At 62.3% G+C, this 13,938-nt stretch carries 10 protein-coding genes; 5 read left to right on the top strand and 5 right to left on the bottom strand.

Annotated elements, in window-relative coordinates:
* The first annotated feature begins 25 nt into the window (after nucleotides 1–25).
* From H6M51_RS05810 to H6M51_RS05795, 4 genes are all read left to right on the top strand, one after another.
* A complete protein-coding gene (locus tag H6M51_RS05810; RefSeq protein WP_407073559.1) occupies nucleotides 26–976 on the top strand; it encodes a DUF1402 family protein in 951 nt (316 codons plus the stop codon).
* Between the two features lie 38 nt (nucleotides 977–1,014).
* On the top strand, nucleotides 1,015–2,418 hold the full coding sequence (locus tag H6M51_RS05805; protein WP_185808955.1) for a cytochrome P450: 1,404 nt from the start codon (nucleotides 1,015–1,017) through the stop codon (nucleotides 2,416–2,418).
* Nucleotides 2,419–2,516: 98 nt separating this feature from the next.
* Complete coding sequence (locus H6M51_RS05800) at nucleotides 2,517–4,520, top strand: hydantoinase/oxoprolinase family protein (RefSeq protein WP_185808954.1); 2,004 nt, start codon at nucleotides 2,517–2,519, stop codon at nucleotides 4,518–4,520.
* A 105-nt stretch (nucleotides 4,521–4,625) separates the two neighbouring features.
* On the top strand, nucleotides 4,626–6,794 hold the full coding sequence (locus H6M51_RS05795) for a malate synthase G (protein ID WP_185808953.1): 2,169 nt from the start codon (nucleotides 4,626–4,628) through the stop codon (nucleotides 6,792–6,794).
* 80 nt (nucleotides 6,795–6,874) lie between these two features.
* On the opposite strand, the gene H6M51_RS05790 is transcribed toward H6M51_RS05795, so the two are convergent.
* Nucleotides 6,875–7,540, bottom strand: a complete 666-nt coding sequence (locus H6M51_RS05790) for a L,D-transpeptidase (protein ID WP_185808952.1) — start codon at nucleotides 7,538–7,540, stop codon at nucleotides 6,875–6,877.
* A gap of 177 nt (nucleotides 7,541–7,717) precedes the next feature.
* On the opposite strand from H6M51_RS05790, the gene H6M51_RS05785 reads away from it, so the two are divergent.
* Complete coding sequence (locus tag H6M51_RS05785) at nucleotides 7,718–8,200, top strand: MmcB family DNA repair protein (protein WP_185808951.1); 483 nt, start codon at nucleotides 7,718–7,720, stop codon at nucleotides 8,198–8,200.
* Here H6M51_RS05785 and H6M51_RS05780 read toward each other — a convergent pair whose 3' ends face one another.
* From H6M51_RS05780 to H6M51_RS05765, 4 genes are all read right to left on the bottom strand, one after another.
* On the bottom strand, nucleotides 8,201–8,797 hold the full coding sequence (locus tag H6M51_RS05780; RefSeq protein ID WP_246780422.1) for an ActR/PrrA/RegA family redox response regulator transcription factor: 597 nt from the start codon (nucleotides 8,795–8,797) through the stop codon (nucleotides 8,201–8,203).
* A 71-nt stretch (nucleotides 8,798–8,868) separates the two neighbouring features.
* On the bottom strand, nucleotides 8,869–10,170 hold the full coding sequence (locus H6M51_RS05775; RefSeq protein WP_185808950.1) for an ActS/PrrB/RegB family redox-sensitive histidine kinase: 1,302 nt from the start codon (nucleotides 10,168–10,170) through the stop codon (nucleotides 8,869–8,871).
* Nucleotides 10,171–10,198: 28 nt separating this feature from the next.
* Complete coding sequence (gene hrpB / locus H6M51_RS05770; protein WP_185808949.1) at nucleotides 10,199–12,670, bottom strand: ATP-dependent helicase HrpB; 2,472 nt, start codon at nucleotides 12,668–12,670, stop codon at nucleotides 10,199–10,201.
* Nucleotides 12,667–13,620 (bottom strand): ornithine cyclodeaminase family protein, encoded by a 954-nt coding sequence (locus H6M51_RS05765; RefSeq protein ID WP_185808948.1) that lies wholly within the window; start codon nucleotides 13,618–13,620, stop codon nucleotides 12,667–12,669. The genes hrpB and H6M51_RS05765 overlap by 4 nt, the downstream gene beginning before the upstream one ends.
* Nucleotides 13,621–13,938: the final 318 nt, after the last annotated feature.

The following is a 13,938-nucleotide window of genomic DNA, read 5'->3' as shown; positions in this document are numbered from 1 at the left end:
GACAAATGTCCAGGGGCCGCCCATCGTGCTGAACATCGCCAGAAATCTGATCGTCGCCGCCACGCTTGTTGGTATTGTGCCCGCAGCATCCTTTGCGGACCAGAAGGTGCCGTCGGGAAATCGCAATGTCGAACAGCCGGCAATCCCGGGTGCATCGGTACGCCGCACCAAGGCAGGCAAGACCAGCTTCGATCTGAAATATGAAAAGGTCCGCGACCTCCTGCGGACGGATTCCTCCCTGGTGGGCAAGATCAAGAAGACGGCCTCCGCCTACGGCATCGCACCCATTCACATGGTCGGTGCGATCGTCGGCGAGCATACCTATAATGTCGATGCCTATGACAGCCTGCAGAGCTATTATGTGAAAGCTGCATCTTACGCCGGCAACAGCTTCCGTTTCGGCTACAAGGACGAGAGCATTTCCGACTTTGTCGGTCGGCCGGAATTTTCCGAATGCAACAGCTATTCGGACTCCTACCGTCTGTGGACCTGCCGGGAAGACGTCTGGCAGAAGCGGTTCCGCGGCGAAACGGTGGGGGGAGTATCCTATCCCAACAACCGGTTCAGCGCCGTCTTCTTCCAGCCCTTCTATGCCGGTCAGACATTCGGTCTGGGTCAGATCAATCCGCTGACCGCGCTGATGCTGTCGGATCTCGTGCACGAAAAGTCGGGTTACCCGAAGCTCGATGAAAAAGATGCAGCCGGCGTCTACAAGGCGATCATGGACCCCGATATCTCGCTCGCCTTCATGGCGGCTGTGATTCGCAAGTCGATCGATGACTACAAGCAGATCGCCGATGTCGATATCTCTGGTAATCCAGGCCTGACCGCAACGCTGTTCAATATCGGAAATTCGCAACAGCGCGCCCGGGCCCTCGCCGCCAAGCGTGCCAGCGGTGCGGCGAATTGGCCCGAAGAGAACTATTACGGCTGGCTGATCAACGACCGGCTGGACGAGCTGGAAGCCCTGCTCTAACTCCTTGAGGGGCCGGGGTGCCCTCCAGGGAGCATGACATGGACGCCAGTCTGCGAAGATCGACCTTTGAGCCGCCCGCCCCGGTGCCACGCACCGTCCCGCCAAGCCGGCTTGAGATCATCCGCACGGTCCTGCGCAACCCCCTCGAGCTCTGGGGACAGCCCTCTTACACCTGGCCCTGGATCGTCACCCGCTTCTTCGGCCAGACCACCATCATCGCCAATGATCCCGGCCTGATCCGGCACGTGCTTGTCGACAACGCGGCAAACTACGAGATGTCGGAGATCCGACAGCTCGTGCTCAGACCCATTCTGCGCGATGGACTGCTGACAGCCGAAGGTCCCGTCTGGAAACGCTCGCGCAAGGCGATGGCGCCGGTTTTCACCCCGCGCCATGCCCGCGGCTTCGCCCGCCAGATGCGCGAGCAGAGCGAGCTTTTCCTTGAACGATATGAAGCTGGCGCCGAAGGCACGGTTCGCGATGTCGCCGTCGACATGACGGAACTGACTTATGCGATCCTCTCGGAAACCCTGTTTTCCGGCGGCATCGTCTCCGAACAGGGCGATTTCGCCAGGGACGTCGACGATCTCCTGCACAACATGGGTCGCATCGATCCGCTTGATCTGCTGCGCGCGCCAAAATGGATCCCGCGCCTGACCCGCATTCGCGGTCTCGGCGTGTTGCGCAAATTCCGCGAGCTCGTGCGCCGGACGATGGATCACCGCCGCGCCATCATCCAGGCAGAGCGCGACAAGGCGCCCGATGATTTCCTGACACTCCTCTTGGAACTCGAGGGACCGGACGGCCTGACCTCCGAGGAAATCGAGGACAATATCCTCACCTTCATCGGCGCCGGTCACGAGACCACGGCCCGCGCGCTGGCCTGGACACTTTATTGCGTCGCGCATTGTCCGGATGTGCGGGATTCCATGGAGCGGGAGATCGACGAAGTGATCAACTCCGGTGCCGATCCTGTCGAATGGCTCGACCGCATGCCGCATGTGCGTGCGGCTTTCGAGGAAGCGATGCGACTTTATCCGCCGGCCCCATCGATCAATCGCGATGCAATCGCCGATGACCAATACACGGCTCCGAACGGCGAAGTCGTTGAAATGGCCAAGGGCACGACCGTGCTGGTCATGCCATGGACGCTGCATCGCCATGAACTCTACTGGGACAAGCCGCGCATTTTCGATCCATCCCGCTTTTTGCCCGGCGAGCGGGAAAAGATCGGCCGTTTCCAGTATCTCCCCTTCGGCGCAGGTCCGCGCGTCTGCATCGGCGCCACCTTTGCCCTGCAGGAAGCGGTGATTGCGCTTGCCGTTCTGATGCAGCGCTTCCGTTTCGAGACCACGCCGCAGACGAAACCCTGGCCGGTGCAGAAGCTGACCACCCAGCCGGCCGGCGGACTCCCGATGCGGGTCACGCCTCGCAAGCCGTAAAGCGGCGTCTTCCTGACGCTCCCTCGCTGGAAATCGGAGCAAGGCCTGTGCCATAAGGGATGCGACGCCATCCGGGCGGGTACCATGGGGAAGACTGCGTGACATCCGATTACATGCTGGGCATCGATACCGGCGGCACTTATACGGACGCCGTGATCTACAGCGAAACGCACGGGATTGTCGCCAAGGCGAAGTCGCTTACCACCCGTCACGATCTGTCGATCGGCATCTCCGGCGCCCTCGAAAGCGTACTTGCCGAATCGGCGATCGATCCCTCGGCGATCGGCCTCGTATCACTGTCGACGACGCTTGCGACCAACGCGCTGGTAGAAGGGCAGGGCGGTCGCGCCGGCCTGATCATGATCGGTTTCGGACCTGAAGATCTGAAGCGTGACGGCCTGGCCGACGCACTCGGCAACGATCCCGTGCTCTTCATCGCCGGTGGGCACGATGTCCATGGTAACGAGACACCTTTTGACCAGGCAGCCCTGGAAACGGCACTGCCCGAGCTTTCGGCCAATGTCTCGTCCTTCGCCATCGCCGGCTATTTCGCCGTCCGCAATCCGGCGCATGAGCAACGGGCGCGCGACATCATTCGCCGCCATTCCGGCCTCCCCGTCACCTGCAGCCATGAGCTTTCCTCCAAGCTTGGCGGGCCGCGTCGGGCGTTGACCACGCTTCTCAACGCCCGACTGGTCGCCATGATCGACCGTCTGATCGGCTCCGCCGAACGCTACCTCGTTGAGCGTGGCATTCATGCGCCGCTGATGGTGGTGCGTGGTGATGGCGCGCTGATCTCTGCTGCGGAGGCCCGCCTGCGGCCAATCGAAACCATCCTCTCCGGCCCGGCCGCGAGTCTCGTCGGCGCGCGCCACCTGACGGGCCTTGATGATGCCGTTGTGTCCGATATCGGCGGCACGACGACGGACGTCGCCGTCATGGAGGCGGGCCAGCCGCGCCTCGATCAGGATGGCGCCGTTGTCGGCGGTTACCGGACCATGGTGGAAGCTGTCGCGATGCGCACCTTTGGTCTCGGTGGTGATTCGGAAGTCCGCTTCGACGATCGCGGCCTCGCGGCGAAGATCGATCTCGGCCCGCGCCGTCTCGTCCCCTTGAGCCTCGCAGCCGCCCTCCACGGAACGGCGATTACTGATGTTCTCGAACGCCAGCTGCGTGCGCCGCATCTCGGTCGCCATGACGGGCGCTTTGCCGTCCGCACCGGCGTGCCGGATCACCTGGCCGCCGGTCTGCAGCCGCAGGAAGCCGCCCTTTTTCAGAAGATCAGCACGGTGCCGCTGCCGCTTGACCAGCTGATCAGCTTCACTCAGCAGAAGGCGACACTCGACCGGCTCGTCGCTCGCGGCCTCGTCCATATCTGCGGTCTGACCCCGTCTGATGCCATGCATGTCCTGGATCGCCAGGGCCAATGGGATCGAACTGCCGCCGAACTCGGCATGGCCTTGGCCATGCGTCAGAAGGATGGCTCCGGTCAGCCGATCGCATCATCGCCTGAGGTGCTCGCTCAGCTCATCGTCGATCGCCTGACCCGCCAGTCGGCCGAAGTCATTCTCTCCGCAGCGTTGGCAAAAGATGGTCTTGCCGATGTCGAGCCTGCGAAATCGGTGCTCATCGACCGCGCCCTCAAGCGTCAGTCAGGGATCGTGCGGTTTGATCTCTCGCTTGACCGGCCTTTGATCGGGCTTGGTGCCTCTGCGGGCGTTTATTACCCGGCGATTGGCGAAATGCTTGCATCCGATGTCGCGGTGCCCGCAGATGCCGATGTCGCCAACGCCGTGGGCGCCGTCGTCGGACAGGTGCGCAGCAGCGTTTCGGTCACCGTCGGATCGCCGGAGGAGGGGCTGTTTATCATGACCGGCGCAGGCGAGAACGAGCGGATGACGGACGAAGCACATGCTCTGGAGCGGGCGAGATCACGGGCAGCCGAACTTGCGCGTTCGCGGGCCGAAGCGAGCGGTGCCGTCGATGTTGTCCTGATCCTGAAGGAAGAGCTCGATGCCCCCGAGATCGAGGGACGCCGCAAGCTCGTCGAAGCCCGGATCACGGCGACGGCGAGTGGCCGCCCGAGAACCGCACGTCAGTGATTTTCCATTTTGGAAAGAATATTTCTAATTTATGCAAGATTGACTGCTAATGCGTTTCGGTGATGCTGTGAACCGACAGCGATTACCAGTGCGAGGAGTGACGTCATGACATTCGTTGAAGCCCATGGTCTTTCAATCGACAAACGCCTCTACGACTTCATCGTAGACAAGGCGGTGCCGGGTACCAATGTCGACGCGGATGCCTTCGTGGCCGGTTTCTCAAAGATCGTTCATGATCTTGCGCCGAAGAACAGGGCTCTTCTCGCCAGGCGCGATGACCTGCAGGCCGAGATCGATGCCTGGTATCGCAAGAACGGCGCTCCTTCGGATCTTCCTGCCTATGAGGCCTTTCTGCGCCAGATTGGGTATCTGCTGCCCGAGGGTCCGGACTTCCGGATCGAGACGAGCAATGTCGATCCTGAGATCTCGTCGATCGCCGGTCCGCAGCTTGTGGTCCCCGTCATGAACGCGCGCTATGCGTTGAACGCCGCCAACGCGCGTTGGGGCTCCTTGTACGACGCGCTTTATGGAACCGATGCGATTTCCGAGGCCGATGGCGCCGAGAAGGGCAAGGGTTACAATCCCGTTAGGGGGGCCAAGGTTGTCGCCTGGGCCAAGTCCTTCCTCGACCGCAGCCTTCCCCTCGCGGGGGGCAGCTGGGCCGACGTAACCGGTTTCGAATTCGAAAACGGCGCGCTCTTCGTGGAGACCGCCGGCGGACGGACCGGTCTCGCCAGCCCCGACCAGTATGTCGGCTTCAAGCGTGAAAACGAGAAGGCCTACCGCCTCTATTTCCGCACCAACGGACTGCACACCCTCGTCTTCGTCGATCCCGATAGCCTGATCGGCAAGGACGATCCGGCCGGTATCGCCGATGTCGGCCTCGAATCGGCCCTCACCACCATCATGGACTGCGAGGATTCGGTCGCCGCCGTCGATGCGGAGGACAAGGTCACCGTCTATTCCAACTGGCTCGGCCTGATGAAGGGCGACCTCACCGAGCAAGTCTCCAAGGGCGGAAGGACCTTCACCCGGGCGCTGAGTAACGATCCCGAACTGACGGGCGCTGATGGCAAGGCTGTAACCTTGCCGGGCCGTTCTCTAATGCTTGTTCGCAATGTCGGGCACCTTATGACCAACCCTGCGATCACCGATCGTAACGGTAACGAAGTCCCTGAAGGCATCATGGATGCGGCGATCACCGCGCTGATCGCGCTGCATGACATCGGCCCGAACGGTCGCCGCAAGAACTCCCGCGCCGGTTCGATGTATGTCGTGAAGCCAAAGATGCATGGGCCCGAAGAGGTCGCCTTCGCTTGCGAGATTTTCTCCCGCGTCGAAGAACTGATCGGGATGGCGCCCAACACCATCAAGATGGGCATCATGGACGAGGAGCGCCGCACCACGGTCAATCTCAAGGAATGCATCCGTGCTGCACGCGAGCGCGTCGTCTTCATCAACACCGGCTTCCTCGATCGCACCGGTGACGAGATGCACACCTCGATGGAGGCCGGCCCGATGATCCGCAAGGGCGACATGAAGCAGGCGGCCTGGATTTCGGCCTACGAGAACTGGAATGTCGATATCGGTCTGGAATGCGGCCTCTCTGGGCACGCCCAGATCGGCAAGGGCATGTGGGCCATGCCCGACCTGATGGCCGCCATGCTGGAGCAGAAGATCGCCCATCCGAAGGCCGGCGCCAACACTGCCTGGGTTCCGTCACCGACAGCAGCCACGCTGCATGCCACGCACTACCACAGCATCAATGTTGCCGACGTCCAGAACGGCTTGAAGTCGCGCGCGCGCGCCAAGCTCGCCGACATCCTCTCCGTGCCGGTCGCAACCCGACCGAACTGGACCCCGGAAGAGATCCAGCGTGAGCTCGACAACAATGCCCAGGGCATTCTCGGCTATGTCGTGCGCTGGATCGACCAGGGCGTCGGTTGCTCCAAGGTGCCGGACATCAACAATGTCGGTCTGATGGAAGACCGTGCGACGCTGCGCATCTCCGCCCAGCACATGGCCAACTGGCTGCATCATGGTGTGGTGACGGAAGAACAGGTCGTCGAAACGCTGAGGCGCATGGCCGTCGTCGTTGACGGACAGAACGCCGGCGATACGGCTTACACTCCGATGGCTCCGAATTATGAAGGCTCGGTCGCCTTCCAGGCGGCACTGGAATTGGTGCTGAAGGGCAGGGAGCAGCCGAATGGCTACACCGAGCCGGTTCTGCATCGCCGCCGCATCGAACTCAAGGCAAAGACCGCCGCCTGATTTTCATGCCTGCGCAAGCAAAGCAAAAGGCCCGCCGGAGTGATTCGGCGGGCCTTTCGATTGACTGCTGCTTCGGCAGATTATTGCTGAACCACGACCTTGGCGTTGCGGCCGGGCTTTACGCGGTTGTAGAGATCGATCACGTCCTGGTTCATCAAACGGATGCAGCCCGAAGACGCAGCCGTGCCGATGGATGCCCATTCCGGCGTACCGTGCAGGCGGAACAGCGTGTCCTGGCCCTTCTCGTTGAAGAGATACATGGCGCGGGCGCCAAGTGGATTGCGCAGACCTGGGTCCATGCCCTTCTCGACATACTTGGCAACTTCAGGCTTGCGATCCGCCATTTCCTTCGGCGGATGCCATGTCGGCCAGGCCTGCTTCCAGGCGATATAGGCTTCGCCTTCCCAGGCAAAGCCCTGCTTGCCGACGCCGATGCCGTAGCGAACGGCCTTGCCACGCGGCAGCACGTAGTAGAGGAAGCGCTCGCGCGTGTTCACGACGATCGTGCCCGGCTTTTCCGTGGTCGTATAATCGACAATTTGTCGGTGAAACTTCTTGTCGATCTTCTGGATCGGTATCGCCGGCAGGGCATAGCCGGCGTCGGTCACGGCACCATAGGAGTCGCTGAAGATCTGCACCTTGGTGGTCTCGGCGACTTCGGTCTTGTCTCCGGTCGTCGTCGTGCAGCCTGCAAGGCCGATGGACATAACCAGGCCAAGCGCGGTCAGGATATTGCGAAAGCGCATGAGGAAGCTCGTGAATGGTGGCTGATAGATGATCAGGTGACCATCTTTGATTATGGTTTATTTTGAATTAATCTCGGCAGTGCAAGTGCTGTACTTCCGCCGGATGTCTGTGGCGGTGCAAAATGACTCCGCATGGCTTTTTTGCAACAGACCAGGGCGTGCGGGGCGGAGTTATCCATGACCTTAGTCTCCATCGCGGTAAACAATCCCCTAATCGACGGGCGGCAGTCCGATCGTGCCATGCTGATTCGTCGCGGTGTTCAGATCCTGCTGACGGACATGCGCTTTGCCGTCCTCCCTGAGCTGACACTGTCAAATGGGCGCCGCGCTGATCTGATCGCGCTCTCGGAAAAGGGTGAGATCTGGATCGTCGAGATCAAATCCTCGATTGAGGATTTCCGCGTCGACAAGAAGTGGCCCGACTATCGCAGCTACTGCGATCGCCTGTTCTTCGCCACGCATGCGGGTGTGCCACTGGAGATCTTCCCGGAAGACTGCGGGCTTTTGCTCTCGGACGGCTATGCGGGTCACATGCTGCGAGACGCACCGGAGCACCGCCTTGCCCCCGCGACACGGAAGTCGGTCACCCTCGATTTCTCAAGGGCCGCCGCTCAAAGACTCCTGGCCGCAGAATGGGCGGCACAACTCAAATCTGTCTGATCACTTCGGCGCCCGCTTGGCCAGGATGCGCTGCAGCGTCCTGCGATGCATGTTTAGCCGTCGCGCCGTCTCCGAAACATTCCGCTCGCAGCTTTCGTAGACGCGCTGGATATGCTCCCACCGGATCCGATCCGCCGACATCGGGTTCTCCGGGATCTCAGCCTTCTCGCCGGGACGCTGGGTCAGCGCCAGATAGACGTCATCGGCATCGGCAGGCTTCGCAAGATAGTCGAGCGCGCCGAGTTTGACCGCGGTAACGGCCGTCGCGATATTGCCGTAGCCTGTGAGAACGATGATGCGCGTGTCCGACCGGCGTTCACGGATGGCTTCGATCACATCGAGTCCCGTGCCGTCGCCAAGCCTCAGGTCCACGACCGCATAGGCCGGGGCCCCTTCTTTTGCTTTGGATATTCCTTCGGCGACGGAGCCTGCGAGTTCAACCACGAAGCCGCGACTTTCCATGGCCCGCGCCAGCCGGCGCAGGAATGGTGCATCGTCATCCACGATCAGAAGTGATGGGTCAGGACCAAGATCATGCGTGGTCGTCGCGTGGGTGCCCGCTGCGGATTTCGCGACCTGTGATGCTGCGTCTGCCATCGTGTTGTTCCTGCGACTGTTCGAAAAGCCCGCTCTTAGACCTTATGCGTGTCAAGGTCGAAGAGGTAAAGTCATAACGACGTGTCCAATTCCATGTATTCGCGCGGCCAGGTGACCACGACGCGCGCCCCGGACCCCTCGGGACTGCGGTTTTCGAAGCGAAGGCTCGCTCCCGACCGTTCAAGCAGCGTCTTCGCAATGAACAATCCAAGCCCAAGTCCACCGGCTCGCGTCTCGTTCTGCCTGCTGGTAACATAGGGCTCGCCAATTCTTTGCAAGACCCCGGGAGAGAAACCCGCCCCGTCATCTTCGATCATGACGGTCACTTCGGCAGATGTGTGCTCAACGCTGACAGTCACCTTCGAGCGCGCGTAGTCCACCGCGTTCTCCAAGAGATTGCCAAGACCGTAGAGAATTGCCGGATTGCGCGTCCCGACAGGCTCGAGTGCGCGGTCCGACAGCTCGATCAGCTCCACCTTCACGCCGAATTCCCGATGCGGTGAGATGACCTCTTCAATCATCGACGACAGCGGCAGTTCGCGCATATGCGCTTCGCCCTCGGTCGCGAGCGACGTCAGCCGTCGCAGGATGTCCCGGCAACGCTCGCTCTGGCTGCGCAGCAGCTGGACGTCCTCGCGATAGCGGTCGTCATGGCCTAGATCGCGCTCCATCTCCTTGGCTACCACGCTGATCGTTGCAAGCGGTGTGCCGAGCTCATGCGCTGCCGCCGCCGCAAGCCCGTCCAGCTGGTGCAGGTGCTTCTCCCGTTGCAGGATGAGTTCGGTGGCCGTCAGTGCGTCGGCAAGCAGACTCGCTTCCTGAGACACGCGGTACGCATAGAAGGCGGCAAACGCCGTCATCGAAACGATCGAGCTCCACATCCCGAGCTGCAGCAGGGGATGAACTTCCAGCGTGCGGCCTTCGAACCAGGGGAGCGGGTAGGGGGTAAAGGCGAGCAAGGTGATAAAGGCGAGCGCGGTGATGAACAGTGCAATCGAATGCCGGCTCGGCTGCGACGCGAAGGAAATGATCACCGGGATACAGATCAGGGGCGCAAACGGGTTGTTGAGCCCGCCGGTGATGAACAGCAGGGCTCCCATCTGAAACAGATCGAGCGCCAGAACCGCGAAAGCCGCCGCCGGCTCGAGCCGATAGGTCGGAGGAAACGCGATCGAAAGTAGCGAATTCGCCGCAGCCAGCGCAGCGATCAGCCCCAGGCAGGTCATCAGCGGCAGCGTGAAATCGAACCACAGCGCAACGACGAGGATCGTCAGCAACTGACCTGCGACGGCCACCCAGCGCAGCTTGACCAGCGTTTCGAGACGCAGCCGACGGCTGCTCGGACCGAACTTGGCTGCCAGATCCATGCTCATCGCTTCTGCCTTCCTCTGCCGCGCGCCGTCAGGTGTCGCGGGGTTTCGCTCGTGTCGTCGGTTCCGCCGAGGCCGGATCTTCGGGCCAGGGGTGCTTCGGGTAGCGCCCTCGCATCTCGGCTCGCACGTCCTTCCAGGATCCGGCCCAGAAGCCGGGAAGATCCCGAGTTGTCTGAATGGGTCGATGGGCGGGAGAGGTCAACTCCAGAAGCAGTGGCAATTTGCCGCCGCCGATCGTCGGATGCGATTTCAGCCCAAAGAGTTCCTGCACCCGGATCTGCAGGACGGGTTCTTCGTCATCATAACGGATGGGATGGGAATGTCCCGTCGGAGCGGTGAAATGGGTCGGCACCATCTGGTCCAGCTCGCGCTGCGACCCGCCCGGGATGAGGTTCATCAGCCCGTCATGGAGACTGGATGCAGTCACCTCCTGGAAGCTGGTCACCCCGGACTGAAAAGGCATGAACCAGTCATCGAGCCGCGCCATGAGCCCCTCGTCGCTCGTATCCGGCCATGGTTCACCTAGACTTCGATGCAGGAATCCGAGACGCTGCCGCAGCTGCGCAGCTGCCTTGGAGAAGGGGAGGGCGCTCAACCCCACCAGGCGTACACCCTCGGCCAGCGCTCGCGCAGCGTCCTCGCCTTTTGGTTTTGGCAAAGGCTGTTCTTCGAAGACAATCGCGCCCAGCCGCGTAACCCGTCTGGCCCGCACCTGACGGCTCGACGGGTCGAAACCGCTTTCATCGGCCGTTCGGATCGCCTTTGGCGTCAGCGCCTCGATCTCGTCGCGCGACACTTCCGCTGCCGCAAGAATGCGCGCCTGGGCGGCCTTGCCGGTCAGGTCGGCGACAACGAGAAGTTCTGCACCCGCCAGACGTTCCGTTGCCGCGATTTCCGCGCCACGCCCATTCGCCATGACAAAGCGTCCGCGCCCCCCCCGCTGCTTGGCGATCCGGTCCGGAAAGGCATGGATGAGGAGGGCGCCTGCCGAGCTCGCCACGCCGCCATTGTCCTGTCCTTTGGGGCTAAGGCCCGAAGCCAGTCGCTGGGCAAGGTTTCGAGCATTGCGGGCGCGCTCGCCCCTGTCGCGGCGGAACTGCCGAAGCCGTTCGTCGAGATCAAGGTCGTTTCCGCCCAGGCCCTGCTCCGTCAGGAGCACGGCAAGCTCGGCCGCCGCCTGCGCTTCGCCGTGTTCCGCGGCCCCGAGCACCATGGCCGCAAGCCGCGGCGGCAGCCCAAAATCCCGCATGCGCCGACCGCGTGCGGTGAGCTGCAGGTTGTCATCGAGGGCTCCAAGCCCGATCAGGAGCTGCCGTGCCTCCTTGAGTGCGGCCTCCGGCGGCATGTCGAGCAACTGGAGCTGGGCTGGATCCGCAACACCCCAATGCGCCATATCCATCGCAAGACCGGACAGATCGCTGGACAGGATCTCAGGCGGCGTGAATGCCGCAAGCGCTGCCGTCTGTCCGGCATGCCAGAGCCGGATGGCAATCCCTGGTTCCGTTCGACCGGCGCGCCCCGCCCGCTGATCGGCCGATGCCCGGGAAACACGCACGGTTTCCAGTCGTGTGATCCCCGTCGAGGGCTCAAAGACCGGCAAGCGCTGCAATCCGCTGTCGATCACCACCCGCACACCGTCGATGGTGATGGAGGTCTCGGCAATCGAAGTCGACAGCACCACCTTGCGCTTGCCTGCTGCCGCGGGCCGGATCGCCGCATCCTGTTCGGCCTGGCTCAGCATGCCATAAAGTGGCGCGATCACCACGTCCGGCCCGACTCGGCCTTCGAGCCGCTCGACCACCCGGCGGATCTCCGCCTGCCCTGGCAGGAAGGCAAGGATCGATCCCTGTTCGTCAGCAAGGGTCTTCAGCACCGCTGAGGTGACGGCATCTTCCACCCTTTCGTCACCGGGCCTGTCGCGATGACGGATCTCGACCGGAAAGCTGCGGCCCTCGCTGACGATCACGGGCGGACCGTCCAGCAGGGCTGCGATCCGCTCGACATCGAGTGTTGCCGACATCACCACGACCCTCAGGTCTGGCCGCAGGGCCGATTGCGCATCGAGCGCCAGCGCAAGCCCCACATCGGCATCCAGCGAGCGTTCATGAAATTCGTCGAAGAGCACGGCCGAGATGCCGTTCAACTCCGGATCGTCGAGGATCATCCGGACGAAGACGCCTTCGGTCACCACCTCGATCCGCGTCCGGCTGCTGATCCGGTTGTCGAGCCGCATGCGATACCCGACCCGCGCGCCGAGATCCTCGCCGAGCAGCGATGCCATGCGCGCGGCAGCCGCCCGGGCTGCAAGGCGCCGGGGCTCGAGCAGGATGATGCGTCCATCCCCGCGCCAGCTCTGGTCGAGCAGATGGAGCGGCACGAGGGTCGTCTTGCCGGCACCCGGGGGGGCCGACAGCACGGCCCGATTGCCGCTTCCGAGCGCCCTCGCAAGATCCTCGAGCCGGTCGCTGATCGGTAGAACAGGAAGAGCTGTAGGGCTCACGGAGCGATGTTACCCTGTCTGGCCGTCTCATAGGCGAGGATCGCGCCGGCGAGATCCTCCAGTGCTGCACCCACGGATTTGAACAGCGTGATCTCCTGCGCGCTTTGGCGCCCCGGATGGCCCTTGACCAGTTCGGCAAGCTCCCCCTGCACATGATCCTTGCCGATCACGCCGGATGCGATCGGCTGGAGGATATCGCCGGCTTCGCCAAAGGCGCCCGCCCGCGTATCGACGAAGACCCGGGCTCGCCGAACGGCTTCGTCGTCGCTCTCGCGCATGTCTTTGGTAAAGGCGCCGATCAGGTCGAGATGGCTCCCGGGTTTCAGCCAGGCGCCGCGGATCAGAGGAGAGCGGGAGAGCGTGGCGCAGGAAATGACGTCGGCCTCGCGCACCGCGGCTTCGAGATCCGATGCCACAGCTGCGGGATAACCAAGCTCACGGGCCTCGGCCGCAGCACGCTCTGCCTTTTCCGTGTCGCGACCCCAGATCATCACGCGGGTATAGTGGCGCACGCGACTATGGGCTTCGATCAGGTTCACCGAGAGACGACCTGTGCCAACCACCAGCAAAGTGGAGGCATCCTCACGTGCCAGGCTTTTCGCCGCCAGAGCCGACGCCGCCGCGGTTCGCCGCGCCGTGAGTTCCCCGCCGTCGAGCACCGCCAGCAATTCGCCGCTTCGACCCGAGGACAGAAGGTAGCTTCCGTGGATCGCAGGGAGAGCGCGCAGGTGATTGTCGGGAAACACGGAAACGAGTTTGACGCCGATATACTGACCGGGCTGCCAGGCGGGCATCAGAAGCAGTGTCGCATCGGCCTCGTCCGGCACCTCTATGGTATGGTGGTGCCGGACTGGCATCACGCAGTCGCCTGCGAACATTGAGGCGAGGGCCTCGATCAGCGCATCCCAGCCGAGATGGCGGCTTGTCTCTGCTTGGTTCAGTATGAGCATGCTTCTGGCACTCCGATCATGATGGCCAGACAGTAGCAAGGCGCGCCCGGCTTGCAAGCGTGGGCTAATGGCGCAGTGATGGAGGCGGATGAAGGAATGTTTGGCCGCAAAACCCGTGCAAGTCGGTGACATTTGCGACCAACTCGTGGGCCTACTCCAAAATTCATCATTATTTTCAGAAGGATGTCGATTTTTTGCACTTTTGTGAAAATGGCCTGTTGACTTCAAAAGGGGGTGGGGACTATACATCCGCTCACTGACGAGGGCGGCGGCGCTGCTGGCGACGACGACCTTCGCTCTAGAGAAATCCTTGGAAAT

It is taken from the genome of Rhizobium sp. AQ_MP, assembly GCF_014237835.1.
In the GTDB taxonomy this organism is placed as follows: domain Bacteria; phylum Pseudomonadota; class Alphaproteobacteria; order Rhizobiales; family Rhizobiaceae; genus Allorhizobium.
This window is presented reverse-complemented; position numbering and strand designations above follow the sequence as displayed.

Excerpts from the sequence above, each read along its gene's own strand:
- H6M51_RS05805 (WP_185808955.1), top strand. The coding sequence starts at position 1,015 with ATGGACGCCAGTCTGCGAAGATCGACCTTTGAGCCGCCCGCCCCGGTG.
- H6M51_RS05795 (WP_185808953.1), top strand. The coding sequence starts at position 4,626 with ATGACATTCGTTGAAGCCCATGGTCTTTCAATCGACAAACGCCTCTAC.
- H6M51_RS05790 (WP_185808952.1), bottom strand. The coding sequence starts at position 7,540 with ATGCGCTTTCGCAATATCCTGACCGCGCTTGGCCTGGTTATGTCCATC.
- H6M51_RS05785 (WP_185808951.1), top strand. The coding sequence starts at position 7,718 with ATGACCTTAGTCTCCATCGCGGTAAACAATCCCCTAATCGACGGGCGG.
- H6M51_RS05780 (WP_246780422.1), bottom strand. The coding sequence starts at position 8,797 with ATGGCAGACGCAGCATCACAGGTCGCGAAATCCGCAGCGGGCACCCAC.
- H6M51_RS05775 (WP_185808950.1), bottom strand. The coding sequence starts at position 10,170 with ATGAGCATGGATCTGGCAGCCAAGTTCGGTCCGAGCAGCCGTCGGCTG.
- H6M51_RS05765 (WP_185808948.1), bottom strand. The coding sequence starts at position 13,620 with ATGCTCATACTGAACCAAGCAGAGACAAGCCGCCATCTCGGCTGGGAT.